This is a genomic window from Neorhizobium alkalisoli (assembly GCF_002968635.1).
GTDB lineage: Bacteria > Pseudomonadota > Alphaproteobacteria > Rhizobiales > Rhizobiaceae > Neorhizobium > Neorhizobium alkalisoli.
This window is the reverse complement of record NZ_PVBN01000010.1, coordinates 151,783-177,208: the sequence shown is the minus strand read 5'-3', so window position 1 is coordinate 177,208 and position 25,426 is coordinate 151,783. Positions and strand designations below refer to the sequence as shown.

Here is a 25,426-nt window from a genome sequence, read left to right as displayed (position 1 = left end):
CGGCTCTTCCTCACATCGCGCCCTTGCAGCCGCCGGTCTTCGCGGCTGGCGAAAGCTGCCCTGACAATCTGAAAGGCGGAAAGGACATTGGACATGCAACGAGAAGATATCGAGCGGCTGCGCGAGCGGGTCTCCTGCGCCGTCGCCCTGGAGCAGGCTGGTTTTGAGATCGATCTGAAGGAGAGCACACGCCGCGCCGTCAAATTCCGGCGCGGCGGTGACATCATCATCGTCACCCACGAGGGAAGGGGCTGGTTCGATCCACTGTCGGACCGCAAGGGCGACGTCTTTGCGCTGATTGGCTTCCTTCAGCCCGGAGATTTTCGGGCAACGCTGACGGCAGTCGGAGCCTTGGCCGGCGTTCAGCCATTGCAGCCAACATGGCGGCCGCGCACGTCGCGCAGGACGGCCCCTGAGATCACCGCACGGTGGTCGGCCCGCCCACTGTTGCGCCAGGGCGCGCGCGCTCACGACTACCTGTCCCGCATACGTGCCATCCCGCGCCCCGTCCTGCAACAGGCGATCGACGGCAGGCTCATCAGGCAGGGACCTTCCGGCAGCGCCTGGTTTGCCCATCACAACGACGAGGGGAAAATCTGCGGTTGGGAGGAGAGGGGGCCTTTGTGGCGCGGATTTTCGAGCGGAGGAACCAAGACGCTTTTTCGGTTCGGCAACCGGTCAGGCGGCCGGCTTTGCGTCACCGAAGCAGCGATCGATGCCTTGAGCTTGTCGGCACTCGAAGGTCGCCGCGCCGATACCCTCTATGCCAGCACGGCAGGCGGCTGGTCGCCGGCGACCGAGGGTGCCGTGACGCTGCTCGCCGGAGGCCTCGATCTCGTCGTAGCGGCGACCGACCGCAACAGCCAGGGCGAGGCCTATGCCGACAAGTTGCGACAGATCGCGTCGAGACAGGACTGCGGTTTCCAACGGCTTCGCCCTATCGCTGGGGACTGGAACGAGGATCTGCAGCAAAGGCGAGAATGGGAAGAGGGCTGAAGGATGGCCTGCCGCATGGGAGTTCGCCGCGTCAAGGGCAAGGCTTCGCCCGCTGGCGCGGCCCCTGACCCGGCAAACCTCCAGGCGGCCATGCGGATGGGGTGATCAAAAGGTCCGGAGGCAAGGCTCTTCGGGCCAAAACCTCAGGAGAAAGCCATGACCAGCCGTCCCGAAACGCGCAAGATCTTCGAAGGTGTCGCCAGCCGCCACGAGTTCTACGCGATGATGAACCGCCACAACCAAGCGCCCTTCGACGAGGCGCGTCTTTCCGGACGGCTCTACGCCGGCGAATGGTTCGAAATCGCCGAAGTCGACCATGACCGCATGTTTAACATCCTGCCGCCGCTCCTCATGCGTGGCGACCACTTCGCCATGCGCGAGTTCCAGGCAGCGCAGGTGACGAGCGTGTTCTTCAGCCTGAAGATCGACGGCCGCTTTCGCTGGTTCCACAGCTATTGTGATCTCGCCGATAGCGGCTCGATCGATGACATGCGCCGGGCGATCGTCGAACGGGAATCGCGTCCAGTGCGAGCCATGAGCCGGGCCGAAAAGCTTGAGCACATCTGGAGCATCACCGGACCGGATTTCTGTGCTTTTGCCGATCAGCGCTTTGCGGCGGGCTTTGCCGGCCGGCGTATCGTCATGGTCTTTACCGCAGCTCAGGCGAAAATCTGGAAGCTCATCGACGATCTCACCGATGAAGAGATCGCGGCCAAGCTGCCCGTGCAGTTCCGCCACCTTGGCGAACCCGTGGCCGCCTGATCGGCGCCAACCCTCAAACCCTCCCAACCCACTTGCACACGCGCTAGGCGGAACGACATCCGCTGGCCGCCGCGCGCCCATCACCCAAGAGGAAATCCCCATGGCGCATGACGATCCTTTCACGTTCGACCTGTTCTCCAATATAGGCCGGCTGGCCGATTTCGATCTATCCTCCAGTTTCGCCACCCCGACACCAGGCGTCGATGTCGATCGTCCTGTCGATGATAGGCCGGCACCGCCGCGACTGGCGGTGCAGAAGATGGTCGCCGGTGAGCCCGCCGAGGAACCGAGGGCTGCGAACTTCGAACTCTCCGGCGATCGCGGCCTGGCGAAGAGCTGGAAGGACAGGGCAGTCGCAAACATCGCGGCGATCCGGCTGGCGGCGGAGATTATCGATGAGAACCGTCCTGCGACGCCTGCGGAACAGGCTCAACTCATCCGCTTCACCGGCTTCGGCGCTTCCGATCTCGCGAACGGCATCTTTCGCCGGCCGGGCGAGGAGAGCTTCGCCAGGGGTTGGGACAAGCTCGGCCGAGACCTCGAGGCCGCCGTATCCAGCGCCGATCACGCATCGCTTGCCCGCTGCACGCAATATGCCCATTTCACGCCGGAGTTCATCGTCCGCGCCGTCTGGGCCGGTCTGCTCCGCTTGGGCTTCAAGGGCGGGAGCATCCTCGAACCCGGCATCGGGACCGGCCTGTTTCCGGCACTGATGCCGCAGGCGATCACTGACCGAAGCCGCGTCACCGGTATCGAGCTCGATCCCGTCACCGCTCGGATCGTCGGGTTGCTTCAGCCGGGTGCCCGTATTCTCAATGAGGATTTCACCCGCGTATCGCTGCCCGCGTCGTTCGATCTTACAATCGGCAATCCACCGTTTTCCGATCGCATCGTCCGCTCCGATCCGTTCTATCGAAGCGAGGGGCTCCGGCTCCACGACTATTTTATCTGCAAGTCGATCGCGGCGCTGAAGCCGGGTGGGCTCGCCGCTTTCGTGACCTCGGCCGGCACGATGGACAAGGTGGATGCGCGTGCCCGCGCGCGCATTGCCGGCATGGCCGATCTGGTCGGTGCGATCCGATTGCCGGAAGGCGCCTTCCGGCAGGACGCCGGAACCGACGTCGTCGTCGACATCCTCTTCCTGCGCAAGCGTCGCGCTGATGAGCCGGCGACCGACGACAGCTGGCTTGAGCTTTCCGACGTGCAGGAAAACCAGGAAGGGGAGGGGCCGATCTTCGTCAACCGCTGGTTCGCCGATCACCCGGACATGGTGCTGGGCCGCCACGCAATCACGTCGGGCCCATACGGAGACACGTATACGTGCCTGCCGTGCGAGAGCGATCTGGAAGCTGCTCTCGCATCCGCGATCGAGATGCTGCCAACCGGGATCTATGATGGCGAGCCGACTGTCGATCTCGGCCAAGGGGGAGACGCCGGCGAGGGGAGGGCCGAACGCCTTGGCGATCCGGGCTTGCGCGAAGGCAGCTACTTTATCGGCAAGGCGACGGCGCTGATGCAGATCGTCGATGGTCAAGCCGTTTCCGTCGAGGTGAAGAAGGCGAGGGGATCGGATGGGGTCTTTGCCAAGCAGGCGCGCATCATCCGCAAGCTCATCCCGATCCGCGACGCTGTCCGTGAAATCCTCAAGCTACAAGAGTGCGATCATCCCTATGCCCGCGCGCAGGTCAGTCTTCGCATCGCCTGGTCGAGCTTCGTGCGCGATTTCGGGCCGATCAACTTCACCACAGTCTCGAGCGTCGAAGATCCGCAGACCGGCGAGGTTCGCGAGACGCATCGGCGCCCGAACCTGCAGCCCTTCCTCGACGATCCGGATTGCTGGCTCGTCGCCTCGATCGAGGACTACGATCTCGAGACCAATACCGCCAAGCCGGGGCCGATCTTTACCGAGCGGGTGATCGCACCGCCTCCGGCGCCGATAATCGCTTCGGCGCCGGACGCGCTTGCCGTCGTTCTCAATGCTCGCGGCCATGTCGATCTCGACCATATCGCCGAGCTCCTGCATCGTGACGTGGCTGACGTCATTGCCGAGCTCGGCGAGGCGATCTATCAGGACCCGGCAAGCGGCGCCTGGCTGACCGCAGATGCCTATCTCTCCGGCGCGGTGCGCTCGAAGCTTGCCGTCGCGAAGGCTGCCGCAGAGCTCGACCATGCGTTTGCCCGCAACGTTTCGGCGCTGATGCGCGTGCAGCCGGCAGACCTGCGTCCCTCCGATATCACCGCCCGTCTCGGCGCTCCATGGATCCCCGCCTCCGATGTGGTCGCCTTCGTGAAGGAGACGATGGACGCCGAGATCACCATCCACCATATGCCCGAGCTTGCCACCTGGACGGTCAATGCCCGCCAGTTGGAATGGTCGGCCGCCGGCACCACGGAATGGGGCACGCATCGCCGCCATGCCGGTCAGCTCTTGTCGGACGCGTTGAACTCCTCCGTGCCGCAGATCTTCGACACCTTCCGCGACGGCGAGACGGAGCGCCGGGTGCTCAATACGGTCGAGACGGAAGCCGCCAAGGAGAAGCTTGGCAAGATCAAGGCGGCGTTCCAATCGTGGATCTGGTCCGATCCCGATCGCACGGACCGCTTGGCGCGCATCTACAACGACACCTTCAACAATATCGCGCCACGCGCCTTCGACGGCACCCATCTTCAGCTTCCCGGCGCCTCTGGCGCCTTTTCTCTGTATGGGCACCAGAAACGCGGCATCTGGCGGATCATTTCGGCAGGCGCGACGTACCTTGCGCATGCCGTCGGCGCCGGCAAGACGCTGACTTTTGCCGCCGCGATCATGGAGCAGCGGCGCCTCGGCCTGATCAACAAGGCAATGCTGGTCGTGCCCGGCCATTGCCTGGCGCAGGCGGCGCGTGAGTTCCTGGCGCTCTATCCGAATGCCGGCCTCCTGGTCGCCGACGAGACCAACTTCGTCAAGGAGAAGCGCCACCGTTTCCTGTCGCGGGCGGCCACCGCCAATTGGGACGCCGTCATCATCACCCATTCCGCCTTCCGCTTCATCTCCGTACCATCGGCGTTCGAGGCACAGATGATCCAGGATGAGCTGGAGCTCTACGAGGATCTGCTTACCAAGGTCGATCGCGAGGACCGGCTGTCGCGCAAGCGCATCGAGCGCATGAAGGAAGGTCACAAGGAGAGGCTGGAAGCGCTCGCAACCCGCAAGGACGACCTGCTGACCATCTCGGAGATCGGCATCGACCAGATCATCGTCGACGAGGCGCAGGAGTTCCGCAAGCTCTCCTTCGCCACCAACATGTCGACGCTGCGCGGTGTTGATCCGAACGGCTCGCAGCGTGCCTGGGACCTCTATGTGAAGTCCCGCTTCGTCGACACGAAAAACCCGGGCCGGGCGCTGGTACTCGCCTCAGGCACGCCGATCACCAATACGCTTGGCGAAATGTTCACGGCCCAGCGGTTGATGGATGCGACCGCTCTGTCAGAGCGAGGCCTGCACGAGTTCGACGCCTGGGCCTCGACCTTCGGCGACACCTCGACCGAGCTCGAGCTGCAGCCGTCAGGCAAATACAAGCCCGTCACGCGGTTCTCCCAGTTCGTCAATGTGCCGGAACTGATCGCCATGTTCCGCACCTTCGCCGACGTCGTGCTGCCGGCCGATCTGAGGCAGTATGTCAAAGTACCCTCAATTTCCGGCGGTCGCCGTCAAATCGTGACGGCTGAGGCGACCACGGCCTTCAAGACTTACCAAAAGACGCTCGATGCCCGCATCAAGGCAATCGAGATGCGCAATGGGCCGGTCAAGCCCGGTGATGACATCCTGCTGTCTGTCATCACCGACGGCCGGCACGCGGCGATCGATCTACGCCTCGTCGATCCCGAGATCGACAATGAGGCAGAGAACAAGCTCAATGCACTGGTCGCCAATACCTATCGCATCTGGAAGGAGACGACTGAGGCCGAATATTGCCGCAAGGACGGCAAGCCGTTCGAGCGACCCGGCGCCGGCCAGCTGATCTTCTCCGATCTCGGCACGATCTCCGTGGAGGCGTCGCGCGGCTTTTCGGCCTATCGCTGGATCCGCGACGAACTGATCCGGATGGGCGTGCCGGCCTCCGAGATCGCCTTCATGCAGGACTTCAAGAAATCAGAGGCGAAGCAGCGTCTCTTCAATGATTTCAACGCCGGCAAGGTGCGGGTGATCGTCGGATCTTCCGAGACCATGGGAACGGGCGTCAATGTGCAGGCGCGGTTGAAGGCGCTGCATCACCTCGACGTGCCCTGGCTGCCGTCGCAGATCGAGCAACGTGAGGGCCGGATCGTGCGCCAGGGCAACCAGCATGACGAGGTCGATATCTTCGCCTATGCCACGCTTGGCAGCCTCGATGCCACGATGTGGCAGAACAACGAGCGAAAGGCCCGGTTCATTGCGGCAGCCTTGTCCGGTGATACCTCGATACGCCGGCTGGAGGATATCGGGGAGGGACAGGCGAACCAGTTCGCCATGGCCAAGGCGATTGCGTCCGGGGATGCCCGCCTGATGCAAAAAGCCGGGCTCGAATCCGAGATCGCCAGGCTTGAGCGGCTCGAAGCCGCCCATATCGACGATCAGCATGCGATCCGTCGGCAGATCCGTGATGCCGAGCGAGACATCGAGATCTCGACGATGAGGATTGCCGATATCGGCGAGGATCTTGATCGGCTCGTGCCGACGACGGGTGATGCCTTCGTCATGGAGGTGAGCAGCGAGCGATATCTGGAACGGAAGCTTGCCGGCCGTGCTGTCATGAAGGAGATCATCACCCGCGTGCAGATGCGCGACGAGGGCGAAACAGCTTTGGCCTCGATTGGAGGATTCGACCTGATCTATTCGGGCGAGCGCTTTGGCAAGGACGGCTACCGGTACACGGCGATGCTGCAGCGGACTGCCGGCGACTACGAGATCGAGCTGCCGGTGACGACAACGCCGATAGGTGCCGTCGCCCGGATCGAACACGCACTCTCCGGCTTCGAGGTCGAACGCGACGGCTATCGGCTCCGACTTGCCGATGGCGAGCGACGTCTGGCGTCCTATCGCCCACGTCTCGGTGAGGCATTCGCTTTTGAGGCGGACCTCGAACTCAAGCGGGAACGACTGGCCGAGGTCGAGAAGGATCTGGCCGCAACGGAGATGGAGGAGGGCGTGGATGCCGATTCTCAAGCGGCGACCAAAGCCGCCTGAGGGATTCTTCAAAGCCTTCTTGTTTGTGACGGTTCGATGTCATATCTCCCCGGCATCAGCCGTTACCGATGGCATCAGACATCGCCGCATGGTACGTGTTAGGTGCTGTCCGGGTCCAGAAAAGGCGCTTCCCGCAAGGGTCGAGCGCTTTCTATTTCGTCGTTTGCCGTATCAAAGACAAACGTCAGGTTTCATAGCTTTAAGATAAGCTCGTTAGACGTTCGGTGCAGGTCGGTGACAACGACCCGATAGTCTTCTGACACTCGACCGAAGGCGCTGAAAGGCCCGCGCAAGCGCCTGTTGACAGAGTATCTCGCCCGGCCGAAAAGGATTCGGCTGTAAAGGAGACGATCGATGGCTGAAGAAAATAACACCGCCCCCGCCGTTGCTGTAGGTGTAGCGGCGCCGGTGGAGACACCCGCTGTGAAGAAAACGCGGGCACCTCGCCAGAAGAAGGTTGTTGCCGCACCCGCGGACGTTGCGTCGCAAGCTGCTGCTGCACCGGCGGAGTCCGTAAAGGCTGCAAGCGGCCGTGGCAGGAAGGCCAAAGCGGTCGCTGCAAAGCCCGAAATTGCAGCAAAGGCGACCAGAGCCAAGCGCACACCCAAGGCTGTCGTACAGCCACAAACGACCCCGGTCGCAGCCCTTGATGAGATTGAAGATCTGATCAAGCTGGAAGAAGAGAACCAGCGCCTTCGCAAGCTGCTTGCCGAAAAGCTGCGCAACGAAAACGCCGATCTGCGCAAGCGGCTCGATCGCGTCTGACGCGAACAGTGCTGTCGTTCTGCCTTTTGACAGCGGCAAGCGTAGTAATTCAAGAAATTTGGCAAGCGGGATCTGCAAGGATCTCGCAGCGCCGTTGCGCATTAAGTCCGAGGGTAAAGCACTATGAAGTCACCATGGCGATTTCTCGCGGACCTGACGTCGCGCCGTAAAACGCAACCGTCGCCCTTGGTTCCGGCTGCTCCGGAGAAACCGGCCGAGGACAAGGCAGGTGACCCGGACCTTTCGGCAACGATAGCAGCGTCGACTGATCATTCGGTCGGAACGACAGACGCCGCCGCCGCGCCTCCGGTTTCGCCATCGCCGGTGGTCAATACCACGGTCGAACCGAGCGAAGTCGCCTCCCATTTGCCGTCGGAACGAGCGGTTGACATAGTAGAGCCGGAACTCGCGATCGAGCGACCAGATCCAACTCCGGTGGCAATAGCACCGGCAAACCATGCCGATGTGGAAGCCCTGTCGGCCCCTAGCAAAAGTCAGTCGAAGCGGATAAAGCCCGGTTCGGTTCAAGTCGTGACGCAGTCTCCGTCGAAGCCGAGCGAGGATCCACAGGCCGTATCTCGTCCGGCGCAGCCTCTGACATTTCTTGGGGAGGTTGCCCTCCTCGACGAAGAAATCGCGGCGCTGAAGGCTGCCTTGGCGCTGAAGCTGAAACTGCAGAACGCTCAATTGAAAAAGATGCTCGAGCGCTTTGATATTCGATAGCCTGCCGATCAGGCTGTTATGATTGGAATGACATGAAGACCCCGCAGAGAAATTTCGTTGTCGAGATCAAGTCGAAGGGCCGCCGATCGGCAGTCCGGCAGGGATCCATCTGGGGCAGCACAGATCTGAAGGCATTTGCCCGTCAGGCAGCCAGGGTGGCGCCGCAGCTGTTCGAGGACGGGCACCAAGCTGAACCGACGGTCGAAGACACTGTCGTCGCGCCTGCGGTGGAAAATGTGCCTGTTGCAGAGCCGGTCCTCGCGCCGGTGGCTGAGACTTCCGAAGTCATCGCTGCTATCGCCGTTGCTACTGTGGAAGAGCGCTCAGAGCCTCAAGAGCTGGCAGCCGTCGAAGTCGTTGCAAAAGCCGCCGTCGCGACAAGAAAGCCCCGTCGATCGCGGATGATAGGCCGTCAGTCGCCAATTACGCCTAAAGGCGGCGATAAGGTCGGTACCTCGGTGACTTCCCACTTGGCGGCTCCCAGCGACGCTCCAATTGATGAACTGCAAGCCCTCGAAGCCGAAAATCGCCGGTTGAAGGCGCTTTTGGCTGATCGCCTTCGCCGACAGAATCTGCAGCTTCGAATGATGTTGCATCGCTTCGGTGCTGCCTGAACCGAGCAGCATATCCTCGGGTTGATCCCGTCGTGACGAGCTCATTGTTTGGAGACTTTTGGTGGTGCGATAGCCTAATTGCGTCGTCGATTCCGCTGCGCCTGAACGGGCGGCCGCGTGAGCAGTCAAGTTCAACGATCGTCCTTCATGGCGGCACGCAGCGCGTCGTTGATGCGCTCCTGCCAGCCCGGGCCATCCGCTTGAAGATAGGCGAGCACATCGCTGTCGAGTTTCAAGGTGACTGGCTCCTTCACATTCGGCAGCGCGCGCCGCCCGACGGCGGACGCTTGCGCGACCTTCTTTGCCGGCTTGAACAAGGCCTCTGCGGCGTCAAGTGGATTGGCCGCGCGGCGTGGTGTTCGTGTCATGCTTCTCTCCAGTGGGCTGATTTTATCTGCAGTGAAGCCGTGGCCTGATCATCTGGCTCGGTGTTCGGTTGGAGGACCGTTGCTTCGGGCATTTCCGCACCTTCGGGACTGAGACCGACGCTGCGGTTTCCGCGTGAACGCTGTCCCAGCAACGCATTATACCGATCGCGCATCTCATCGGATTCGATGTCGCCAGTCACCCACAGTTCGACGATCGCCATGAACTCGGGGTCTCCGTCGATCGGAGTGCCGCGGGCGCTGGCCCGTGCAATTACCCGCTCGGCAATGGATCTGCGTGATGTCATGCTGTCCGGCTCCCGGCTTCGATTCTGGCCCGCCGAATATCTTCGTGCCACTTGAAATCCGCTGATACGGATCTCATCTAAAGTCCACTTCCCGTTCTGACGGCCTCTTGCTCGACCTCCGGTCGGAGCGTTCGATGCTGTCCGGGTTAAAAGGGCGCTCCCCGAAAGGGTCGAGCGCCCTTTTTGTTTTGATTGACCTGACGTCGGTCCGATGCCCTCGCGCTCAAGTCCAGTGACGACGGCGATTGAGCTCAGGCAGCGGAACGGTGTTTTTTTACGCGAGATCTTGGCGGTCTTTGCTTCGGCGCCGGCTCGGCGTCATCGTCGAACAAGGACGACAAGATCACCGGTTGCCGGTCCGGAAACCGGGCGACGAGTTCCAACGTACCGCCCATAGCTCCGACGTAGCCGCGCAAAGTCGACAACAGCAGATCACTTCGCTTTTCCAGCCGCGAGATATTTTCCTGCTTTACGCCAAGCGTTTCGGCCATGCGAACCTGGGTCAGATCCCGGGCTTTGCGCAGGTCCTGAAGTGTGCGGTATTCCTCCAGGCGCTCTTTGCCCAGGCGTTCGAGACGCTCGCGACGCTCGGCCGGGAGATCCTGAAGAACGTCATCCAATGTTCTAGCCATTCTTTTTCTCCTTCATTGCATCGAGATGCTGCGCAAATCGCTTGTCGGCTTTCGCAATCATCACTTTGTAGAATCGCGCCTGGCTGACCCCTGACTTGTCGCCGGCGACCAGAAGGATGGCGCGGCGCTCCGGATCGAAAGCGTAGGCGACGCGCCACACCCCATCCGCCGCCTTGAAACGCAACTCCTTCATATTCGGATGGGCCGAGCCCTTCAGCGTGTCGGCATATGGGCGTCCGAGCTGCGGGCCGTAGGCCTTCAGGAGCGGCAATGCCACGAAGATCTCGTCCTGCACCTCTTCCGGCAGCGCGGAAAACTCCGGGTCGAACTCATCGTGGAGCAGAACTGTCCAATCCATTGCCATTAAATATGATCTCTAAGTTATATGCTGTCAAGGTTCTAAACTAGAAGAGTGCTGTGCCGCAGGCTCGGTTTCTGCCTCTGCCGTAGATTGACGTCCGATCAGTGCGGCTGGGTTGTAACCCGGGAGGATCAGAAGGGAAAGAAGAGAAGTCTTTCGCAGGCCGAGGCACCGGCTGACGCTGACGCTCAATCGCGACGGTCGCGACATCAGGCCCGCGATCCGCGCAAGGCGGTGCGCCTCGCTTGCCCGCAAACCGGCTGTGCTCCGTTGCAATTGCGGCCGATCCTCGGCCTGCGGTCCGGGAGATGTCTTCGAGATGAAGACAGGCAAGGACGGCGAACGGCGCCGTTCCCAAACTTCCAAAGGACACTCCCATGCATCTGATCTCAGTCGACCCCCGCGCTCTGAAAGAAAATCCCGACAAAACGCGCCGGTCCAAGTCATCGCCGCAGGCCGACGCCGTGCTTCTCGCATCCATCAGGGCGGTCGGCATCGTGCAGCCGCCCGTGATCGCTGCGGAGCGGGACGGTGGCAACGGCTTCGTCATCAATGCCGGTCACCGCCGGGTCGCGCAGGCAATCGCGGCGGACCTGCCGGAAATCTTCGTTCTCGTCGATGACGCCACCGACGATGGCGGTGCGATGCGCTCGGCGGTCGAAAACATCGCCCGCGAGCCGCTCAACCCCGTCGACCAGTGGCGCGCCATCGAGCGTCTCGTGGCGCTCGGCTGGACGGAGGAGTCGGTCGCTGCCGCCCTGGCTCTCTCGGTTCGCCAGATCCGTCGCCTGCGTCTGCTTGCCAATGTGTTTCCGGCCATGCTCGAACACATGGCACGCGGCGACATGCCGTCCGAGCAGCAGCTTCGCACCATTGCCGCAACGGGCCACGACGAGCAGGCCGAGGTCTGGAAGAAGTACAAGCCGAAGAAGCAGGAGCATGCGTCCTGGTGGGAGATCGCAAGGGCGCTCACCAAGACCCGCATGCTTGCAAAGGACGCGAGCTTCGGCGACGACTTGGCCCAAGCCTACGGCATCGTCTGGCAGGAGGATCTCTTCGCGCCTGCTGACGAGGACAGCCGCTACACCACGGACATCGAGGCGTTCCTCGGCGCCCAGCAGGAATGGCTGTCGAACAATCTACCTAAGCGCGGCGCCATCATCGAGGTCAACGATTGGGGCCAGCCGAAGCTGCCGGCGAAGGCGAGCCAGATCTACTCGAAGCCTGGGAAGGGCGACAACACCGGCTGGTATATCAGCCCGCGCGACGGCTCGGTCCAGTCGGTCGCCTATCGCCTGCCGGACGCCAAGACGGCGCCGGCACCAGGAGAGGCTTCGGAGGCGGCTGATGAAACCGTTACGACAAAGGCTCGCCCAGACGTCACGCAAAAGGGTCTCGACATGATCGGTGATCTCAGGACGGCGGCTCTCCACGAAGGGCTCGCGCGCGCGCCGATCGAGGACGATATGCTGATCGCTCTCCTTATTCTCGCATTTGCTGGTGGCAACGTGACGATCGCGAGCGGGTCGTCGGACAATCCCTACGGGCATGCCGATTGCCGCAAGCATGCCGCCCGGCTGATCGATAGAGAAGGCAAGCTCTCCTTCGATCGCGACACGTTGCAGCAGGTGGCGCGCTCGGTGCTGATCGATGTGATGTCGTGCCGCCGCAACCGGTCCGACAGCGGCATCACCGCCCGTATTGCCGGCGAGGTGATCGGCGCCGATCAGTTCCTTACCAACACCGCGACAGAGGAATTCCTGTCATGCCTGTCGCGCTCAGCGCTTGAAGTCGCCGCGGACGCATCGGGTGTCGCCGGTCGCATCAAGGTCAAGGACACGCGCACGGCCCTTGTCGAGCATTTCGCGGAAGGCCGCTTCGTCCATCCCGCGGCGCTGATCGCGCCATCTGTCGACGAGGTTGCCGGGTGGGCCGCCCGATACACCGCCAGTACATCCGAGGCCGAGGCCGAGGTGGAGGAGGACGAGGCGTCTCGCGGTCGCGAAACCGAGGCAGATGCGCTCGAGGAGGAGATCGATTTCAGGGACGCAGCCGAATAGGCGTTCGACCGCACGTGTCATTCGCGCCGCTGTCATCACCCGGCGGCGTTTCCGTTTCCAACGATTGGACTGGAGAGAACATGTCCACCACATCACCAATATACGGCCGGACCCGGGACGGCATGCTCGTTGCGCGGGTCGGCGACCAGGTTTTTGCGATGCGTCCGCATGATTGCGGGTTCCATCTCGTCAAAGGCTGGGGATTGACCGGCACGATGGACGATTGGACCGCGGCTGACTTCCACGACAACAGAAGGGATCCGGTCGACGAGGCTGAATTCAGGCGAACGGTCGAGGAATGGGCGGACCACCAGCGGCAGCTGGTGCTCCTCGGCCGCCGTAGCATTGCCGCAAGGGCTTCGACCCCATGGGGACTTTCGCAACATGCCGTCGCCTACGCCGATGGCGTCGTCGCCCATAGCACTGCAAGTCATGGCGGTTTCGCCCTGACGGCGGAACGCAATGCTGCTGTTCCCGCCTCACTGCGGACAAGCGATGGCCACTACGAAGAGGATTGTGCCTGGGTGGCCGTGGCGGTCGCCTTTCCCGAGCTCTTCACCGACCTCGAAAAACGCCACGCCGACGAAACGCTCCGGCACTCCTATCCCGACGTCTGGGAGGAGATTCACTGCAAGACGCTGGAGGCAGGCCAGTCCCGCGGAAAGGACCGCCGACGGTTCGAACAGGAAAATGCCGTTCGCTGGGTCGTCGTCTCCGCCGTGCTCTCCACTCACCGCCCGGGTTTTGTGGAATGTGTGGCGAGGCTCGGTGGGCGGCACGACGGCGAGCAACGCCGCTACCTGGTGGCGGAGGAGTTCTACGATATCGGCGACTTCGGTTTCGTCATCGACGAGGCCCGCGACCAGCGATATGCCGGCCCGTCGAGTTTCATCGGCTGGAGCCAACCGTAAGGCGCTCCCGAAGCCGCCATCCGTCACCACGCTGAAAACGCGTCGGCCGGACGTCAGTTTGGCCGGCGAGCGGCACACCAAGGTCCGGGACTGCCGAAGGCACGTACGGCGATTGCCAAGGCATGTTTTCCATGGCGGAGGCCGCGTCTCTTGGCCACGCAGATGTCAAGCGCATGACGGTGGGGTTGAGACCACACCTGTCGAACCACCGCGGGGAGCTTTCTCAACACGAAGTGCTGGGACTGGACCTGCCGGGCGGGTTTACCTCTAAGTTTGCCGCGGTCTGAGAGGAGCTTTGGTGAGGGACCGCGGCGCGACGATGTGCCAGCCGGGTTGGCCGAGTGCGCATGTCGAGCGGTTCATCCGGCGAGCCCCTCGGTTCTGCTGCGGTCTGAACCGGACGGCAGCCCGGTCAAAGGCCGCGTTCCGCGCCGCGGGGCGGCAGGCTCGACGCTTGCTTCGCAAGGCGTGGCCGCGTCCGCTGCAGACCGCGGGTGCGGTCCGCATTGTCCGCAACCCCACCTTTCTCGCCTCGCATCGTCCTGACCTTGGGCCAGGCCGCTTCGCCGGTTCGTGTCGACCGCACCCGAGGGACAGCGCCGGACAAACGGCAGGCCCCGGGCTTCGCTCAACCAACACGGACAAGGACATTCATCATGGCATCGCTCAACCGTTCCGCACCGAAAGCGCGCCCAGCTGCCCTGCGCGCCACCACCCTCGAGATGGTCCGCCACGCCTGCCCGGACAACGCGCAGGCACAACGCATCGGCCCGCCTGCGATGATCGAACTATCGACCGGGATGCCAGCGGGTGCACCGCCTCCGGCCGCCGCTTCCTTGACCGCCGTGACGAACCGCGAAGGGCGCGGTTCGCAGGATTGAGGGATAAGATCATGAAGAAGTCAGACAAGAATACCGGCGAACGTGCAGACATTTATGCACGCATCACCGACAAGATCGTTGCCGCGCTCGACGAGGGTGTCCGGCCATGGGTGCAGCCATGGAGCGCGAAGCACCTGAGCGGCCGCGTTTCGCGGCCCTTGCGCCATAATGGCGAGCCTTATTCGGGCATCAACGTGCTGCTGCTCTGGTCGGAGTGCATGGCACGCGGCTTTTCGTCATCGACATGGATGACGTTTCGCCAGGCATTGGAACTTGGCGCTTGCGTCCGCAAGGGCGAGACGGGTTCGCTGGTGGTTTATGCCAACCGTATCAGCAAGACCGAAACCGACGGCGAGGGGCAAGAGGTCGAACGCAACATTCCCTTCCTCAAAGCCTACACCGTCTTCAACGTCGAGCAGATCGACGGCCTTCCCGAAACTTATGCGGTTCCGGCTGGGGACGATACCGTGCGGCGCGTTGACAGGATCGCTCACGCCGATGCCTTCTTCGCGGCAACCGGCGCAGTCATCCGTCATGGTGGCGACAAGGCTTTCTACGCGCCGGCGCCGGACTACATCCAGATGCCTCCGATCGAAACGTTCCGGGACGTGGAAAGCTATTATGCAACGCTTGCCCATGAAGAAATTCACTGGGTCGGTGCACCCCATCGCCTCAATCGTGATCTTTCCAGATACGCGAAAGACCGGTCGGAGCGCGCACGCGAAGAACTCATCGCCGAACTGGGTGCAGTGTTTCTCGCGGCTGACCTCGGCATGGTTCCGGAAATGGAGCCGCGGCCGGACCATGCGAGCTATCTCGCATCATGGCTTTCGGTGCTGAAGAACGACAAGCGCTTCATTTTCCAGGCGGCCGCTCAGGCGCAGCGCGCCGTTGCGTACCTGCACGGTCTTCAGCCACAGGTTCGACAGGATGCGGCTTAGGCATCGTTTCAGGAGGGCATGCCGACTGCGTCGGAAACGGTCGCGTCCCCTTTGGGGACGCGGGTCTCTTCTCTCTCTCTGACGTCCTATTCTACTCCAGCAAATCCGGCGTCAAGGACGGCGCGGTCTCCCCCAATTTTGCCGCAAGCGACAAAATCGGTTCCCCCGCTTGCAAGCCGCGTTCCGCGGTCCTTGACCCCTCTTTGCCAAGGAGTGGCCGATCTCCGTCATCCAGATGAAGGAGATCACATCATGACATCCAACAATAGCCTGACGGTATACACCGAACTCGCCGGCTTCCGGCTCATCGTCCTTGCAAACCAACTCGGTTGCAGTAGCGCTATTTCCCGAGAGCTTCATGAGCGTTTCATCGACGGACTCGACGCCGCTATCGATCGGGTTCGGATCATTATGGACTTGGAGCGGAAGGTTCTCGCCGGTGACGAATTTGCAGCTTTCCAACTGGAGGGCGAGATCGAGATTTTCGGCCGGTTTACGATCAACCTTCTGGATGAGATCGACATCGACTACGACACACACGAATATCGCCTTGATGAAGGTCCCTGGATGAGCGCCTTGGCCGTCGATAACACAGGTGTCGATATCGATTATCCCGAACTGGTTCCGTTGACCGACGAAGAACTTGGCTCCCTGGCGCCTGTTATGAGGGGCATTGTGCGGCAGACAGGAATTGCCATCCACGCCCGTCGTTTCATTGGCGCGGAACCGGATCTGCTGCAGCCGATCCAAGATACTCAGGATCGCCTCGGCTGACATAGATCAGCTCTCGCAGGGAGGGGCGTCTGATGCTCCTCCCTGGCCCTCACCATCTGGAACGTCGCCGATTCAAATTGCATGAATCGCATAGAATACGTATTATAGGTAATTCACGATGGAGGCTTCGCGATGAAGCAGTTTACCTTTTCAGACATGAATCGCGCCTCGGGCGAAATCCTCGAGGCGGCTCTTATAGAACCGGTGAGCCTGACGAAGCGTGGCAAGGACAAGCTGGTCATCCTGACGGCTGAGCAATATCGAAAGCTCATCGGTCGCTCCCACACTCAGACCTACGATCTGTTAGAGGCGCCGGAAGATGTCCATCAGGAACTGATGACCGGCATTGGCGACATCATCGGGACTGACAATGCTTGAGCCTGGGCAGATCGTCCGGTTTTTCTATCTGTGGAGCCGCGAGGCGGCGGCTGGAGAAGAGTCAGGCCGCAAGGCAAGACCCACTGTGTCGTCGTTCGCACGCTCGCTGTGCCAGGCGTTGTGTTTCTCTTTCCGATCACGTCGCAAATGCCCGGAACTGAGAGGGTATCCCTTGCCATCAGCCAGATGGAGTGTCGTCGCGCCGGACTGGATTTTCCCTGCTGGATCATTCTCGACGAGTATAATTCGACTTCGACACGACAACGCCGATCGGAAGCTTCAGCCCCGCCTTTCTCAAGACCATCGCCAGCACCGTCAAACAGGCGGCTGCGCCCGAAAACTCGCGGGCGTCGCACACTCGTGATGTCGTTCTTCATTTACCGAACCGGGAGATCAATGGGGCCGGCATTGTCGTTGGCGGAGTAACGCCTGATGTCGCCATCGCCTTTCCTTTCAATGTGGGCAAGGCACACCCACTGCGGTCTCGATGGGGCATGTCTGACCGAAAGCCGCCTCACGCTGTTCGGCTCGATCGTCGTCCGCAACGGCCGGCTCGTTTTCTTCCCCTGCCGGTTGCACCGCCATTCCTCGCGAAACAAGAAAGCCTCGGCCCATGGCCGTCCTCCACTTCGTTTCGGCCTTTTCAGGTGCGGGCCGATCGCCCCCGGTCTGATCGACAGCCATCGAGGCCGCGATGGGCGCGGCCCGAGCAACTGAAAAGGAATAGGACAATGGCAACCATCGGCTCTTTCACCGCTTCGGAAAACGGCTTTTCCGGCACCATCAAGACCCTCAACCTTAACGTCAAGGCAAAGATCGTCCGGGTCGAGCGCAGCTCGGAAGACGCTCCCGACTTCCGGGTCCTGGCCGGCAATGTCGAGTTCGGCGCCGGATGGCAGAAACAGGCCCGGGAAACCGAGCGCGACTACATCTCGGTCAAGCTCGACGATCCGAGCTTTCCGGCCCCGATCTACGCGACGCTCACCGAAGTCCAGGGCCAGGAAGGTCTGCAGCTCATCTGGTCGCGCAATACGCGCCGCTGAACAAGCAACAAAGCCCCGCTCGATCCGAGCGGGGCTTTCCTTATGTCATTTGTTGAGCGCATCCTTCAGCGCCTTGGCTGGCGTGAACGCCAGCTTTTTGGCAGCGGCGACCTTGATGGTCGCGCCGGTCGCCGGATTGCGCGCTTCGCGCTCAGGCGTATCCTTCACCTTGAACTTGCCGAAGCCGGGAAGGCTGGTCTCGTTGCCGGCAATCGCGGCTTGAGTGATGGCTGCAATCACTGCCTCGACCACGGCCTTTCCCTGCACCTTGGTCAGGCCGTGCTCGGTTGCAAGCTTGTCGGCGATCTCGTTCGTTGTCGTCATGTCAATTCTCCGCATTGTTATCAATGTCGGAATGAGTGACAGCCAATCGGGGCGATGTCATTGCGCTGCCACAGGAGAACGCACCGAAACCCTCGGGTTTCCACAGCTTGTGCGCGGGCGATAGCCCTTTTTGCGCTTGGCGGAAAGCAATTCGAGGAACAGCTCGACTGCCTGATCCTCATGCTCGAACATATGAACCTTCTGCTGGCCGCGACAGCCGATGCGGCCCCAGCATCGCAAAAGCGACGCATGTCCGAACAAGGTCGGCTGAATGGAGAGCGCATAAAACCGCGCCATGTTCTTCCTAGCATCGATCCGCTCAACATAGAGATAATAGGTCTGGACAATCATGAAGCCAGAATCGTCTCTTTGCGAATCTGCGTCCAATGAGAGTTTTGAATCGGTCGCCGCGGATCGATTCACCACAGTGATATCGATCGGATGCTGTCATATCATCCGAGAGGCAAGGGCGGCATCTCGCCTTCAGCCACGCGCCAGATCCAGGGTTCGACATCGGCTCGCGCCGCGATCATCTCCGAAAGTGCAGCCTCGAATTCTTCGTCGGCATCCGGAGGCACGATATAAAGCGCTGCCGGCGCTGGCCGGCGATGCGGAAGGGTAGCCGCTGCAATCGGCTGCGTCGATGACAGGTTGAACCGCAGGCCCTTGACGCTCTTGAGACTGAGCCGCGACAGAGCTTCGACAAGCCGATGCTCGTAGGCATTTTCGATCGGCAGCCATTGCTCGGTTGCCGACATCAGGGCTATCTCGTCGATCATGGCGAGGCCGGATTGCGTCATGCCAAAGGTCGCGATGACCACGAGATGGAACCTGTCGTTGGCCCGCCAGAGTTCAAGCTCGGCAGCATAGCGCGACTGTAGCCGGCGCCAGGCGCCGTCTTCGATCATCAACGGGAAACCCGGCATGTGTTTGACGACGATCTTCTTGCCGCTGCGGGCTGAGGCAAACTCTTTCACCTCGCCGATCAGCACCATCAATTTTCTCGGCCCGGACGACGGGGCGCGTATATCCGCAAGAACCACAGCCCTGCGCTGTTCGATGGCAGCCTTGTCTTCCAGTCGAAAGTTCTCCGGAATGAGGAGCCGCTCCGATAACGCCGAGCCTTTGACCGTGGTCGTCGCTGCGGCTTCCATAAGATGGCTGCGTACCTGAAACCAGTGGCGCTTGCCTGCCCAATGCGCCGTCCATTCGGTCAATCCACCCTGGTGCCACAGGTAATGGAGAAGGGCGCGCAGCGACAGTTTCCTAATCTCATTTTTGACCGGTCCTTCATTTTGCGCCGCTGCACTCGCGCTTTTCTGCGCGCCGCGCTTCGACAGGGAAAAATCCAGTTTAAGCGCCGTCGTGCCGTTCGCCGGATCGAGCTGAATTGCTCCACCGATCAATAGCCCCAGGCCCGAGAGCTCATAGGGCGGTTCATAAGACTGGCATTGCGGGTCGTGCTCAGATCCCGATAGAGGCATACGCTTGACCAAAAACTGCTCGCCGACGCGCGCGATATACATTGCCACGCCCGTGTCGCAGCACAGGCAGATCGGTCTCTGCCGTGCCCGATATGCCTCTGTCAGGATTGTGCCGAAGGCCGGATCCTCCTCCTCCACGATGGCTTGACCTATTTGGTAGCGTCTGCTCATCGCACCTGCGCCTTCACGCGATCGCTCGCTTGCCGTGCCGTCTCATCAGGGTGCCACACGAGAGAACACCCCTGTCTGCTGAGATCTGTCAGTGTGGCGCAAGGAGAATGCCGCCTCAAGGTCGCGCGGCCCCTCCAATTTTGCCTGCGCTTTGCTCCGACAAAATCGGCTCCTCCGCGCGCCGGCTCCGCCGGTCGCTGACGCGAACCTTGACCCGTCATCCCCCTTGCGCCGCGTCGGTCCAATCTTTCACAAACGTCAAGGAGACGAAGATGACGATCGAACAGCACATCGAAGAACTGCGCGCCGAGCTTCGCAACGCAATCGACCTCGAAGAGCGTCAACAGATCGTGGCGGAACTGGCCACCGCGGTCGCAGAACTCGACGCCTTGCTCGAAAACATGGTCCCTGACTAGGGGCCAGATTTCCGCTGTGGGTTCGATCCCATCGCCGGATCGACCGGCGCCGGTATCGTCGAGGACCCTCAATACTCGTTCTCCGTCAGATAGTAATCAAGCGCCGCTTTCACGACCGCAGTCATCTTCAGATCGTTCTCGGATGCGGCCCGCTGAAGCCGCGCTTTCAGCTCATAGTCGAGCGCGATGTTGATGAAAAATTTGACATTACGCTGTTTGGAACGCTTCAGATTTTTAAGACTGTAACGCACCTCCTCCTGCGCGATGGCACGGGCCTCCGCCGTTTCCCGTCGCTGCTTTTCATTTGGCTTTGGCAACATCGAAGCGGCCACTTTCTCTGTGGACGCCGGCGTGGGCGTGATCGGAACAGACGCAGCTTCCGTTTGGCGGTCTATTTTTCGTGGCGCGATCGAAAGGTCCGACAGTCCAAGCCCCGCCTTGCTCATGCTGCGCCCTCAATTTGCTCGGAGGTCCTGTGTTCCTCGATCTCGTCGACCAGGGCGTGGACCTCAATTCTTGCCTTTCGGACCGGATCCGTCAGTTCCTGCATTTGCAAGGTGCCAAGACCGTTTTGAATCTCCCGGTAGATATTGCGTTCAAAAAGCTCGGTGTTGAGCAATCGCGTTCGATAGTCTCCTTCGACCAGGCCGGCGACAAAAGGTCGGATATAGCGATAGGCTTCTAGATTGCGTCCCGGCACGGAAATGCGAGTGCGGACGTTAATGTGGTCAATGGAAAGACCGAACCGGTCGTTGATCTCGTTCACCGCCGCCACTGCCTGACCTGCCGCCTCGAGTTCCTTGATCGCCGGCTGTATGGGAGAAATCACCAATTCAGCGGAGCGGATAATGGTGGTCTGCAGCGAACTGTCCACCCCCGGCGCGTCGATGATCACCAGGTCGAAAGCTCGCCCGAGATTGTCGATTGCCTGCTCTATAGATCTCTGCGTGGAGGCGACAGTCACTTCGATATTGCCGGGCACATTGTCTTTTTCGGCACACAGACGCCACCAGCCTGAAAGGTTCTGCCGGTTGTCGGCGTCGATCAACAGGACGCGCTCCCCTCGAAGGGCGTACTCACCCCCAATAAGGGTCACCAGCGTCGTTTTGCCAGCACCGCCTTTGTTACTCACCGCCGCATAGGTTCGGGTCATGGAATCTTTCCGCGTCTGCTCCGGGGTGGACATTGTGCTTCCAACACCAGCTCGGACGCAAGCAAAAAATGAATACAGTATGTTCATTTGGAATTGATGCGGTCAAAGCGTGAGCGTTCCGCGGCTACAGTGTGGAATATATTCCACATTGCACAGATCCACCCCAGCTTCACATTGTAGTCAGGTCGTGAGCGACGGTAGCGATATAGAAAAACGTCATACACAGCAAATGTTTGGTAGGCATGTAGTATATGTGTGTAGTGTAGGCCGACGGCCAGTTCGCTACATCGTGGCGCTACAGCCAAAGCTCGGGGGAGACATCGTTCCAGCGCGTCGGACGGTTGGGATCGCGCTTCGAGACTTGAAATGATGTTACTGATTCGGTAAAGTTACTTTTGGCAGGATACGCAAATTTGTGATACAAATTTGCTGACGATCGACAGACAAGCCGTCGATGAGGCCTGCGGCCGGCTCCAAGGGAAGGTCCGATGGGTGCGTTTGCGAGCGATGACATGAGGCGGGAGCGCAGAGACAAGGTGGTCCATGCGCGTTTCAGCAAGACTGAAATCGAGCGGATTGAAGATGCCGCAGAAGCTGCCGGAATGACGGTTTCGGGGTTCTTGCGCTCTCTCTCCCTGGAGGGAGCAGGTGCGCGTCCATTCTTTTCCGATGCGGACAGGGCGGTGCTTTCCCTGCTTCTGGCTGACGTCAAGGCTGTCGGTGTCAACCTCAACCAGTTGGCGCGAGCACGTAACAGAGGTGAGGCGGGTCAGTCGCAAGAGGAAAAAAGGGTGATCGATGATGTTCAACGCGTCGTCGCCATTGTGCTGTTCGAACTGCAGGCCTTTGCCGAGCGTGGCGCTCGTGAACGCGTCGGGAGCGTGTGATGGAGATTTTCCTCGGCGCGTTCACGGCTGAATGGGAGCAACGCAAGGCAGCCTTGCTCCATGATCTGACGCTCGGTCGTCGCACCTTGCCAGAAGAGGATCAGCGCCGGCGCAGGGGAGGGGGTGTGGCGCCGGCAGGGTCTACCGGAATGGCAAAGCCATCGGGCTTTCGATTTCGCAGGGGTGGAGAAGGTCGTCCAGACAGCGTCCAGCGTCGCGCCGATCGGCCCATGCGCGCACGCTTTGCCGGCCTTGCCTCTGGTAGCCAACCGGCCGTCGTCAAGATGGCATCGTTTGGCGGCGGGTCGAGACTGGGTGCGATGATCAATTATGTCTCCCGCAATGGCGCCGTTGTGGTCGAGAACGAACGTGGCGATCAGCTTCGTGGCCGTGATGAACTCTCCGCCGTCGGCGACGAATGGGATCACCTGATGAAGAACCGGGCCGAGAGCCGGGATATTGGCCTCTTCAAGATCGCGGTCGCCGATGACGGCCGCGCTGACGATGACCTCTTTGACCGAGCTCGCGAGATTGTGAAACACGGCTTGGGGAACCGCGCCTTCGCTTTTGCGGTCACAGCCCGCGCGGATGGAAGCGGGTTCGAAGTTGACGGCGTGACGGTTCTTAGGAGTACCGACGGTGAGCGACTGACGGCGGACGACAAGGCCGCGGCGATCGTGCAGACGCGCATGGAGGGTGCCGGGGCGGACGCGACCTTTCGGTTTACTGGCTACGGCAACGGGACTGACTATGGCACGAGCCAGGTGCGCTCGATGGTGGCATCACACAAGGGCGAGGTGCAGGACGAACAGGGGCGGATGATCACCGATGCCAAGCAAGCTGGTCATCTCGTTCAGCTCGAATGGCGAGACCAACTCCACAGTCGTAAACCCCGTGATGTCATGCACCTGATCCTCTCGGCGCGCGCGGGCACGGACACGGAAGCGTTTCAAAGTGCCGCGCGCGATTTTCTAGGCCAGCAGTTCGCGGGCCATCGCTACGTCTTCTCGCTCCACGATGCAGGCAGCGATCCGAAGGCGGAGGCGGACGGGGGTCAGCGTCCCCACGTTCATGTCCACGCCATCGTCGCGATGCGGTCAGATGCCGGCGACCGGGTCGAGACAACCATCGCCTCGTTTCGCCAGTGGCGGCTTGGCATGGCCGAGAAGGCGCGGGCACATGGCATCAACATGGAGATGACCGATCGCCGCGATCGCGCAAGCGCCCCCAGCTATTCGAAGAATCAGGCTCGTCCGGTGAACACAATCGGTCGCACTGAGCACGAAGGGACCAGTGCTGCAGCGGAGCGGCGGTACCGTGACAAACGAGATGATCGATCCAATCGTTCGGGAACCTCCCGCAGCCAGGCCTATATGCAGAAGGCACACGGAGAGTGGCGGGAAAGGTGGCAATCCCAAGAGTTTGAGTCGCAACGGGTCTTCATCAGATCACAGATCGTTCGGCTGGAGGAAGTCAGAACCACGGTAGGAACCCGCAAGACAGTTCATCAAGAAACCGGAAATTCTGGCTCGCAATTTCGAACACATTTGGTAAAGTTGGCAGAGCTTGTTTCTGAAGGTGACGATATGCGCCACATGACGCGACCGGAATTCGAAGCATATGAAAAACGGGTCGAGACTGCGCTCTTCCAGGCGGAGAAAACCATGCCGCCTGAGGAGCGCAAGGATTTCGAGGAGATTGCGCAGGCGGCGCGCGAACATGTCAATGTTCGCCGTGAGATCGTTGAACTTCTTGAGGTCCGTGGCCCGTCCGGAATTTCGGATCAATCGTCTCAAGAACGAGGGGCCGACGGCCGGCAGGATGACAAACAACGGTGGAGCGACGCGGTCGAGAGACATGGATTTGCCGCGGCCGATGCAGCAAATAAGGTGCTTGTCGAAATCGAGAGAACACGAGAAGCAATCGAGCGAACTGCAGCGGAAAGGCCTGACGAACTACCGGGCTTGAAGAAAGAGCTGGATGCACACATCACCAGGGCGGCGGAGCTCGGGGTGTCAGGGAACGGCATCATTCGCGAGGTTGCGGAATTCGATGACGACCTGAAAACGGCGCTGCGGGCGCTCGAACGCGATCGTCAGAGGCGTGAGGATGGAAAGTCCACCTCTAGAGATCAATCCGATGAAGCCTCCAGTGCCAATCGCGGTACGCCCTATGGAGAGCAATCGCACGCCCGGCCTGACGATCGCGATGCCCGAAGTCAAGAGAGTCCGGGAGAAACCGGCTCGCGGCAAGAAACCGGCGACACGACCAAGAGCGATCCCGCGAAACAGCATGTTCCTCGCCTGGAAGAAATTCAGCGTGAGACGAAAGAGCGGAACGAACGCGACCAAGATGATCGCGAACGGTAGGAGATAACGTGATGCGCGACGAAAGACGGATCATCGTAGTTGAGGAAGAGAATAAGCGAAGCGACGGGGTCGCCGGGGTATTTGGCGTTCTCATTTTTGTCCTCATGCTAATCGCACTTGTCGATCGCGGTCTTACTCTGGCGTGGGCAACCGTGTCGGCATGGCTCAATTGAGATTCGTTTTTAGACGCGAAGTGGCGTCGCACATATTTCCCTACCTCCCGGCTCATTTGCGGAAGTCCTAACTTTCGCGACAAGTTTGGCGGCGCTGAAAATTCAGAGAAAAATCTGTCGCAAAATTCGCTCGCAAAAGTCAGAGTTTCGCGACAGACATTTGCGACAGAATTACGCCGCGAGTGACATGCCCTCGGCCTTACGCTCCACGAGCGCCCAAATGTGGCCGAACGGATCGAAGATCGAGGCCACGCGGCGACCGATCATGTCAGTCTGGACTTCGTCGCGGATCACGGCTCCGGCCGCAAGGGCGCGCTGCACCACACCTTCAATGTTGCCAACCTTGAGCTGGAAAATCGTGCTGACCGCCCCTGGTGCTTTCGGAAAGAACGGGCCGCCGTAGGATGGGGACTTTTCGCGATTGGGGTTGGAGCCGGCAACCCATACCGGCAGATTTCCGAACCGCATTTCGACAACCGCCAGAGCGCCATCGATGTCATTGGTGTTCTCTTCCTGCGCGCCAAAGGCGGCGGCATAGAAATTAGCGGCCTCTCTCTCCCGCCCATGTTCAACAAACAAAGAAAATTCGACGCTGATATCTTCGGTCATCTTGGCTCCTCGCTCGATCTGAATCACAGCTCGATGATACGGCAAAATTCGACCGGCGAATGGCAGGGATGCAAATCTCAGGATTTCCGCGACAGCTGTGTCGTCCTCGGTCGGAAGGTG

The 25,426-nt window shown here is 60.8% G+C and carries 27 protein-coding genes; 17 read left to right on the top strand and 10 right to left on the bottom strand.

Annotated features, from left to right (window positions below; genetic code table 11):
• The first annotated feature begins 93 nt into the window (after positions 1 to 93).
• The 6 genes from C5L13_RS20960 (at position 94) to C5L13_RS20935 (ending at position 9,066) form a co-directional block, all read left to right on the top strand.
• Positions 94 to 996: a DUF3991 and TOPRIM domain-containing protein gene (locus C5L13_RS20960; protein ID WP_170117300.1), complete on the top strand. Its 903-nt coding sequence runs from the start codon at positions 94 to 96 to the stop codon at positions 994 to 996.
• A gap of 156 nt (positions 997 to 1,152) precedes the next feature.
• On the top strand, positions 1,153 to 1,758 hold the full coding sequence (locus C5L13_RS20955; protein ID WP_105385200.1) for a DUF1419 domain-containing protein: 606 nt from the start codon (positions 1,153 to 1,155) through the stop codon (positions 1,756 to 1,758).
• 100 nt (positions 1,759 to 1,858) lie between these two features.
• Positions 1,859 to 6,964, top strand: a complete 5,106-nt coding sequence (locus C5L13_RS20950) for a helicase-related protein (RefSeq protein ID WP_105385199.1) — start codon at positions 1,859 to 1,861, stop codon at positions 6,962 to 6,964.
• A 354-nt stretch (positions 6,965 to 7,318) separates the two neighbouring features.
• Entirely contained in the window at positions 7,319 to 7,729 is a 411-nt protein-coding gene (locus C5L13_RS20945) for a hypothetical protein (protein WP_105385198.1), read from the top strand.
• A 123-nt stretch (positions 7,730 to 7,852) separates the two neighbouring features.
• Entirely contained in the window at positions 7,853 to 8,452 is a 600-nt protein-coding gene (locus C5L13_RS20940) for a hypothetical protein (protein WP_105385197.1), read from the top strand.
• A gap of 32 nt (positions 8,453 to 8,484) precedes the next feature.
• Positions 8,485 to 9,066, top strand: coding sequence for a hypothetical protein (locus C5L13_RS20935; RefSeq protein ID WP_105385196.1), 582 nt, complete (start codon positions 8,485 to 8,487; stop codon positions 9,064 to 9,066).
• A 131-nt stretch (positions 9,067 to 9,197) separates the two neighbouring features.
• On the opposite strand, the gene C5L13_RS20930 is transcribed toward C5L13_RS20935, so the two are convergent.
• The 4 genes from C5L13_RS20930 to C5L13_RS20915 all read right to left on the bottom strand — a co-directional run bounded on the left by C5L13_RS20930 (position 9,198) and on the right by C5L13_RS20915 (position 10,735).
• On the bottom strand, positions 9,198 to 9,434 hold the full coding sequence (locus tag C5L13_RS20930; protein ID WP_105385195.1) for a BrnA antitoxin family protein: 237 nt from the start codon (positions 9,432 to 9,434) through the stop codon (positions 9,198 to 9,200).
• A complete protein-coding gene (locus C5L13_RS20925; RefSeq protein WP_245571409.1) occupies positions 9,431 to 9,655 on the bottom strand; it encodes a hypothetical protein in 225 nt (74 codons plus the stop codon). The genes C5L13_RS20930 and C5L13_RS20925 overlap by 4 nt, the downstream gene beginning before the upstream one ends.
• Positions 9,656 to 9,990: 335 nt before the next feature.
• The gene (locus tag C5L13_RS20920) at positions 9,991 to 10,371 is read right to left on the bottom strand and encodes an XRE family transcriptional regulator (RefSeq protein WP_105385193.1); all 381 of its coding nucleotides are present in this window, start codon (positions 10,369 to 10,371) and stop codon (positions 9,991 to 9,993) included.
• Positions 10,364 to 10,735 (bottom strand): type II toxin-antitoxin system RelE/ParE family toxin, encoded by a 372-nt coding sequence (locus tag C5L13_RS20915; protein ID WP_455363819.1) that lies wholly within the window; start codon positions 10,733 to 10,735, stop codon positions 10,364 to 10,366. The genes C5L13_RS20920 and C5L13_RS20915 overlap by 8 nt, the downstream gene beginning before the upstream one ends.
• A gap of 374 nt (positions 10,736 to 11,109) precedes the next feature.
• Between C5L13_RS20915 and C5L13_RS20910 the strand changes: the two genes are divergently transcribed.
• The 7 genes from C5L13_RS20910 (at position 11,110) to C5L13_RS20870 (ending at position 17,720) form a co-directional block, all read left to right on the top strand.
• Positions 11,110 to 12,792, top strand: a complete 1,683-nt coding sequence (locus C5L13_RS20910; protein ID WP_105385192.1) for a ParB N-terminal domain-containing protein — start codon at positions 11,110 to 11,112, stop codon at positions 12,790 to 12,792.
• An 80-nt stretch (positions 12,793 to 12,872) separates the two neighbouring features.
• Complete coding sequence (locus tag C5L13_RS20905; RefSeq protein WP_105385191.1) at positions 12,873 to 13,703, top strand: DUF7007 domain-containing protein; 831 nt, start codon at positions 12,873 to 12,875, stop codon at positions 13,701 to 13,703.
• Between the two features lie 656 nt (positions 13,704 to 14,359).
• Complete coding sequence (locus tag C5L13_RS20900) at positions 14,360 to 14,584, top strand: hypothetical protein (RefSeq protein ID WP_105385190.1); 225 nt, start codon at positions 14,360 to 14,362, stop codon at positions 14,582 to 14,584.
• Positions 14,585 to 14,595: 11 nt separating this feature from the next.
• The gene (locus tag C5L13_RS20895) at positions 14,596 to 15,525 is read left to right on the top strand and encodes an ArdC family protein (protein ID WP_105385189.1); all 930 of its coding nucleotides are present in this window, start codon (positions 14,596 to 14,598) and stop codon (positions 15,523 to 15,525) included.
• A 252-nt stretch (positions 15,526 to 15,777) separates the two neighbouring features.
• Entirely contained in the window at positions 15,778 to 16,299 is a 522-nt protein-coding gene (locus C5L13_RS20885) for a hypothetical protein (RefSeq protein WP_105385188.1), read from the top strand.
• Positions 16,300 to 16,431: 132 nt separating this feature from the next.
• Positions 16,432 to 16,677: a type II toxin-antitoxin system Phd/YefM family antitoxin gene (locus C5L13_RS20880; RefSeq protein WP_105385187.1), complete on the top strand. Its 246-nt coding sequence runs from the start codon at positions 16,432 to 16,434 to the stop codon at positions 16,675 to 16,677.
• 731 nt (positions 16,678 to 17,408) lie between these two features.
• Positions 17,409 to 17,720, top strand: a complete 312-nt coding sequence (locus tag C5L13_RS20870; RefSeq protein WP_105385273.1) for a DUF736 domain-containing protein — start codon at positions 17,409 to 17,411, stop codon at positions 17,718 to 17,720.
• A 45-nt stretch (positions 17,721 to 17,765) separates the two neighbouring features.
• Here the strand turns inward: C5L13_RS20870 and C5L13_RS20865 are convergent, their stop codons facing one another.
• The 3 genes from C5L13_RS20865 to C5L13_RS20855 form a co-directional block, all read right to left on the bottom strand.
• Entirely contained in the window at positions 17,766 to 18,044 is a 279-nt protein-coding gene (locus tag C5L13_RS20865; protein WP_105385186.1) for an HU family DNA-binding protein, read from the bottom strand.
• Between the two features lie 57 nt (positions 18,045 to 18,101).
• Positions 18,102 to 18,431, bottom strand: coding sequence for a WGR domain-containing protein (locus tag C5L13_RS20860; protein ID WP_245571408.1), 330 nt, complete (start codon positions 18,429 to 18,431; stop codon positions 18,102 to 18,104).
• Positions 18,432 to 18,496: 65 nt separating this feature from the next.
• Positions 18,497 to 19,699, bottom strand: coding sequence for a DUF1173 domain-containing protein (locus C5L13_RS20855; protein WP_105385184.1), 1,203 nt, complete (start codon positions 19,697 to 19,699; stop codon positions 18,497 to 18,499).
• Between the two features lie 272 nt (positions 19,700 to 19,971).
• On the opposite strand from C5L13_RS20855, the gene C5L13_RS29055 reads away from it, so the two are divergent.
• Positions 19,972 to 20,115, top strand: a complete 144-nt coding sequence (locus tag C5L13_RS29055; RefSeq protein WP_170117299.1) for a hypothetical protein — start codon at positions 19,972 to 19,974, stop codon at positions 20,113 to 20,115.
• Positions 20,116 to 20,183: 68 nt separating this feature from the next.
• Here C5L13_RS29055 and C5L13_RS29355 read toward each other — a convergent pair whose 3' ends face one another.
• The gene (locus tag C5L13_RS29355; protein ID WP_105385182.1) at positions 20,184 to 20,561 is read right to left on the bottom strand and encodes a hypothetical protein; all 378 of its coding nucleotides are present in this window, start codon (positions 20,559 to 20,561) and stop codon (positions 20,184 to 20,186) included.
• On the bottom strand, positions 20,558 to 21,268 hold the full coding sequence (locus tag C5L13_RS20840; RefSeq protein WP_105385181.1) for a ParA family protein: 711 nt from the start codon (positions 21,266 to 21,268) through the stop codon (positions 20,558 to 20,560). Before C5L13_RS20840 ends, C5L13_RS29355 begins: the two co-directional genes overlap by 4 nt.
• A 488-nt stretch (positions 21,269 to 21,756) precedes the next feature.
• Between C5L13_RS20840 and C5L13_RS20835 the strand changes: the two genes are divergently transcribed.
• Genes C5L13_RS20835 through C5L13_RS28815 form a run of 3 tightly spaced genes read left to right on the top strand, consistent with a single transcriptional unit; the run spans position 21,757 to position 24,697 of the window.
• Positions 21,757 to 22,155: a plasmid mobilization protein gene (locus C5L13_RS20835; RefSeq protein ID WP_105385180.1), complete on the top strand. Its 399-nt coding sequence runs from the start codon at positions 21,757 to 21,759 to the stop codon at positions 22,153 to 22,155.
• Entirely contained in the window at positions 22,155 to 24,524 is a 2,370-nt protein-coding gene (locus tag C5L13_RS20830; RefSeq protein ID WP_105385179.1) for a conjugal transfer protein TraA, read from the top strand. Before C5L13_RS20835 ends, C5L13_RS20830 begins: the two co-directional genes overlap by 1 nt.
• A gap of 11 nt (positions 24,525 to 24,535) precedes the next feature.
• A complete protein-coding gene (locus tag C5L13_RS28815; RefSeq protein WP_158693494.1) occupies positions 24,536 to 24,697 on the top strand; it encodes a hypothetical protein in 162 nt (53 codons plus the stop codon).
• A gap of 171 nt (positions 24,698 to 24,868) precedes the next feature.
• On the opposite strand, the gene C5L13_RS20825 is transcribed toward C5L13_RS28815, so the two are convergent.
• Entirely contained in the window at positions 24,869 to 25,306 is a 438-nt protein-coding gene (locus C5L13_RS20825; RefSeq protein ID WP_105385178.1) for a VOC family protein, read from the bottom strand.
• Positions 25,307 to 25,426: the final 120 nt, after the last annotated feature.

Coding starts and splice junctions, on each gene's coding strand:
- C5L13_RS20960 (WP_170117300.1), top strand. CDS start 94: ATGCAACGAGAAGATATCGAGCGGCTGCGCGAGCGGGTCTCCTGCGCC.
- C5L13_RS20955 (WP_105385200.1), top strand. CDS start 1,153: ATGACCAGCCGTCCCGAAACGCGCAAGATCTTCGAAGGTGTCGCCAGC.
- C5L13_RS20950 (WP_105385199.1), top strand. CDS start 1,859: ATGGCGCATGACGATCCTTTCACGTTCGACCTGTTCTCCAATATAGGC.
- C5L13_RS20945 (WP_105385198.1), top strand. CDS start 7,319: ATGGCTGAAGAAAATAACACCGCCCCCGCCGTTGCTGTAGGTGTAGCG.
- C5L13_RS20940 (WP_105385197.1), top strand. CDS start 7,853: ATGAAGTCACCATGGCGATTTCTCGCGGACCTGACGTCGCGCCGTAAA.
- C5L13_RS20935 (WP_105385196.1), top strand. CDS start 8,485: ATGAAGACCCCGCAGAGAAATTTCGTTGTCGAGATCAAGTCGAAGGGC.
- C5L13_RS20930 (WP_105385195.1), bottom strand. CDS start 9,434: ATGACACGAACACCACGCCGCGCGGCCAATCCACTTGACGCCGCAGAG.
- C5L13_RS20925 (WP_245571409.1), bottom strand. CDS start 9,655: ATGGCGATCGTCGAACTGTGGGTGACTGGCGACATCGAATCCGATGAG.
- C5L13_RS20920 (WP_105385193.1), bottom strand. CDS start 10,371: ATGGCTAGAACATTGGATGACGTTCTTCAGGATCTCCCGGCCGAGCGT.
- C5L13_RS20915 (WP_455363819.1), bottom strand. CDS start 10,735: ATGGCAATGGATTGGACAGTTCTGCTCCACGATGAGTTCGACCCGGAG.
- C5L13_RS20910 (WP_105385192.1), top strand. CDS start 11,110: ATGCATCTGATCTCAGTCGACCCCCGCGCTCTGAAAGAAAATCCCGAC.
- C5L13_RS20905 (WP_105385191.1), top strand. CDS start 12,873: ATGTCCACCACATCACCAATATACGGCCGGACCCGGGACGGCATGCTC.
- C5L13_RS20900 (WP_105385190.1), top strand. CDS start 14,360: ATGGCATCGCTCAACCGTTCCGCACCGAAAGCGCGCCCAGCTGCCCTG.
- C5L13_RS20895 (WP_105385189.1), top strand. CDS start 14,596: ATGAAGAAGTCAGACAAGAATACCGGCGAACGTGCAGACATTTATGCA.
- C5L13_RS20885 (WP_105385188.1), top strand. CDS start 15,778: ATGACATCCAACAATAGCCTGACGGTATACACCGAACTCGCCGGCTTC.
- C5L13_RS20880 (WP_105385187.1), top strand. CDS start 16,432: ATGAAGCAGTTTACCTTTTCAGACATGAATCGCGCCTCGGGCGAAATC.
- C5L13_RS20870 (WP_105385273.1), top strand. CDS start 17,409: ATGGCAACCATCGGCTCTTTCACCGCTTCGGAAAACGGCTTTTCCGGC.
- C5L13_RS20865 (WP_105385186.1), bottom strand. CDS start 18,044: ATGACGACAACGAACGAGATCGCCGACAAGCTTGCAACCGAGCACGGC.
- C5L13_RS20855 (WP_105385184.1), bottom strand. CDS start 19,699: ATGAGCAGACGCTACCAAATAGGTCAAGCCATCGTGGAGGAGGAGGAT.
- C5L13_RS29055 (WP_170117299.1), top strand. CDS start 19,972: ATGACGATCGAACAGCACATCGAAGAACTGCGCGCCGAGCTTCGCAAC.
- C5L13_RS29355 (WP_105385182.1), bottom strand. CDS start 20,561: ATGAGCAAGGCGGGGCTTGGACTGTCGGACCTTTCGATCGCGCCACGA.
- C5L13_RS20840 (WP_105385181.1), bottom strand. CDS start 21,268: ATGACCCGAACCTATGCGGCGGTGAGTAACAAAGGCGGTGCTGGCAAA.
- C5L13_RS20835 (WP_105385180.1), top strand. CDS start 21,757: ATGGGTGCGTTTGCGAGCGATGACATGAGGCGGGAGCGCAGAGACAAG.
- C5L13_RS20830 (WP_105385179.1), top strand. CDS start 22,155: ATGGAGATTTTCCTCGGCGCGTTCACGGCTGAATGGGAGCAACGCAAG.
- C5L13_RS28815 (WP_158693494.1), top strand. CDS start 24,536: ATGCGCGACGAAAGACGGATCATCGTAGTTGAGGAAGAGAATAAGCGA.
- C5L13_RS20825 (WP_105385178.1), bottom strand. CDS start 25,306: ATGACCGAAGATATCAGCGTCGAATTTTCTTTGTTTGTTGAACATGGG.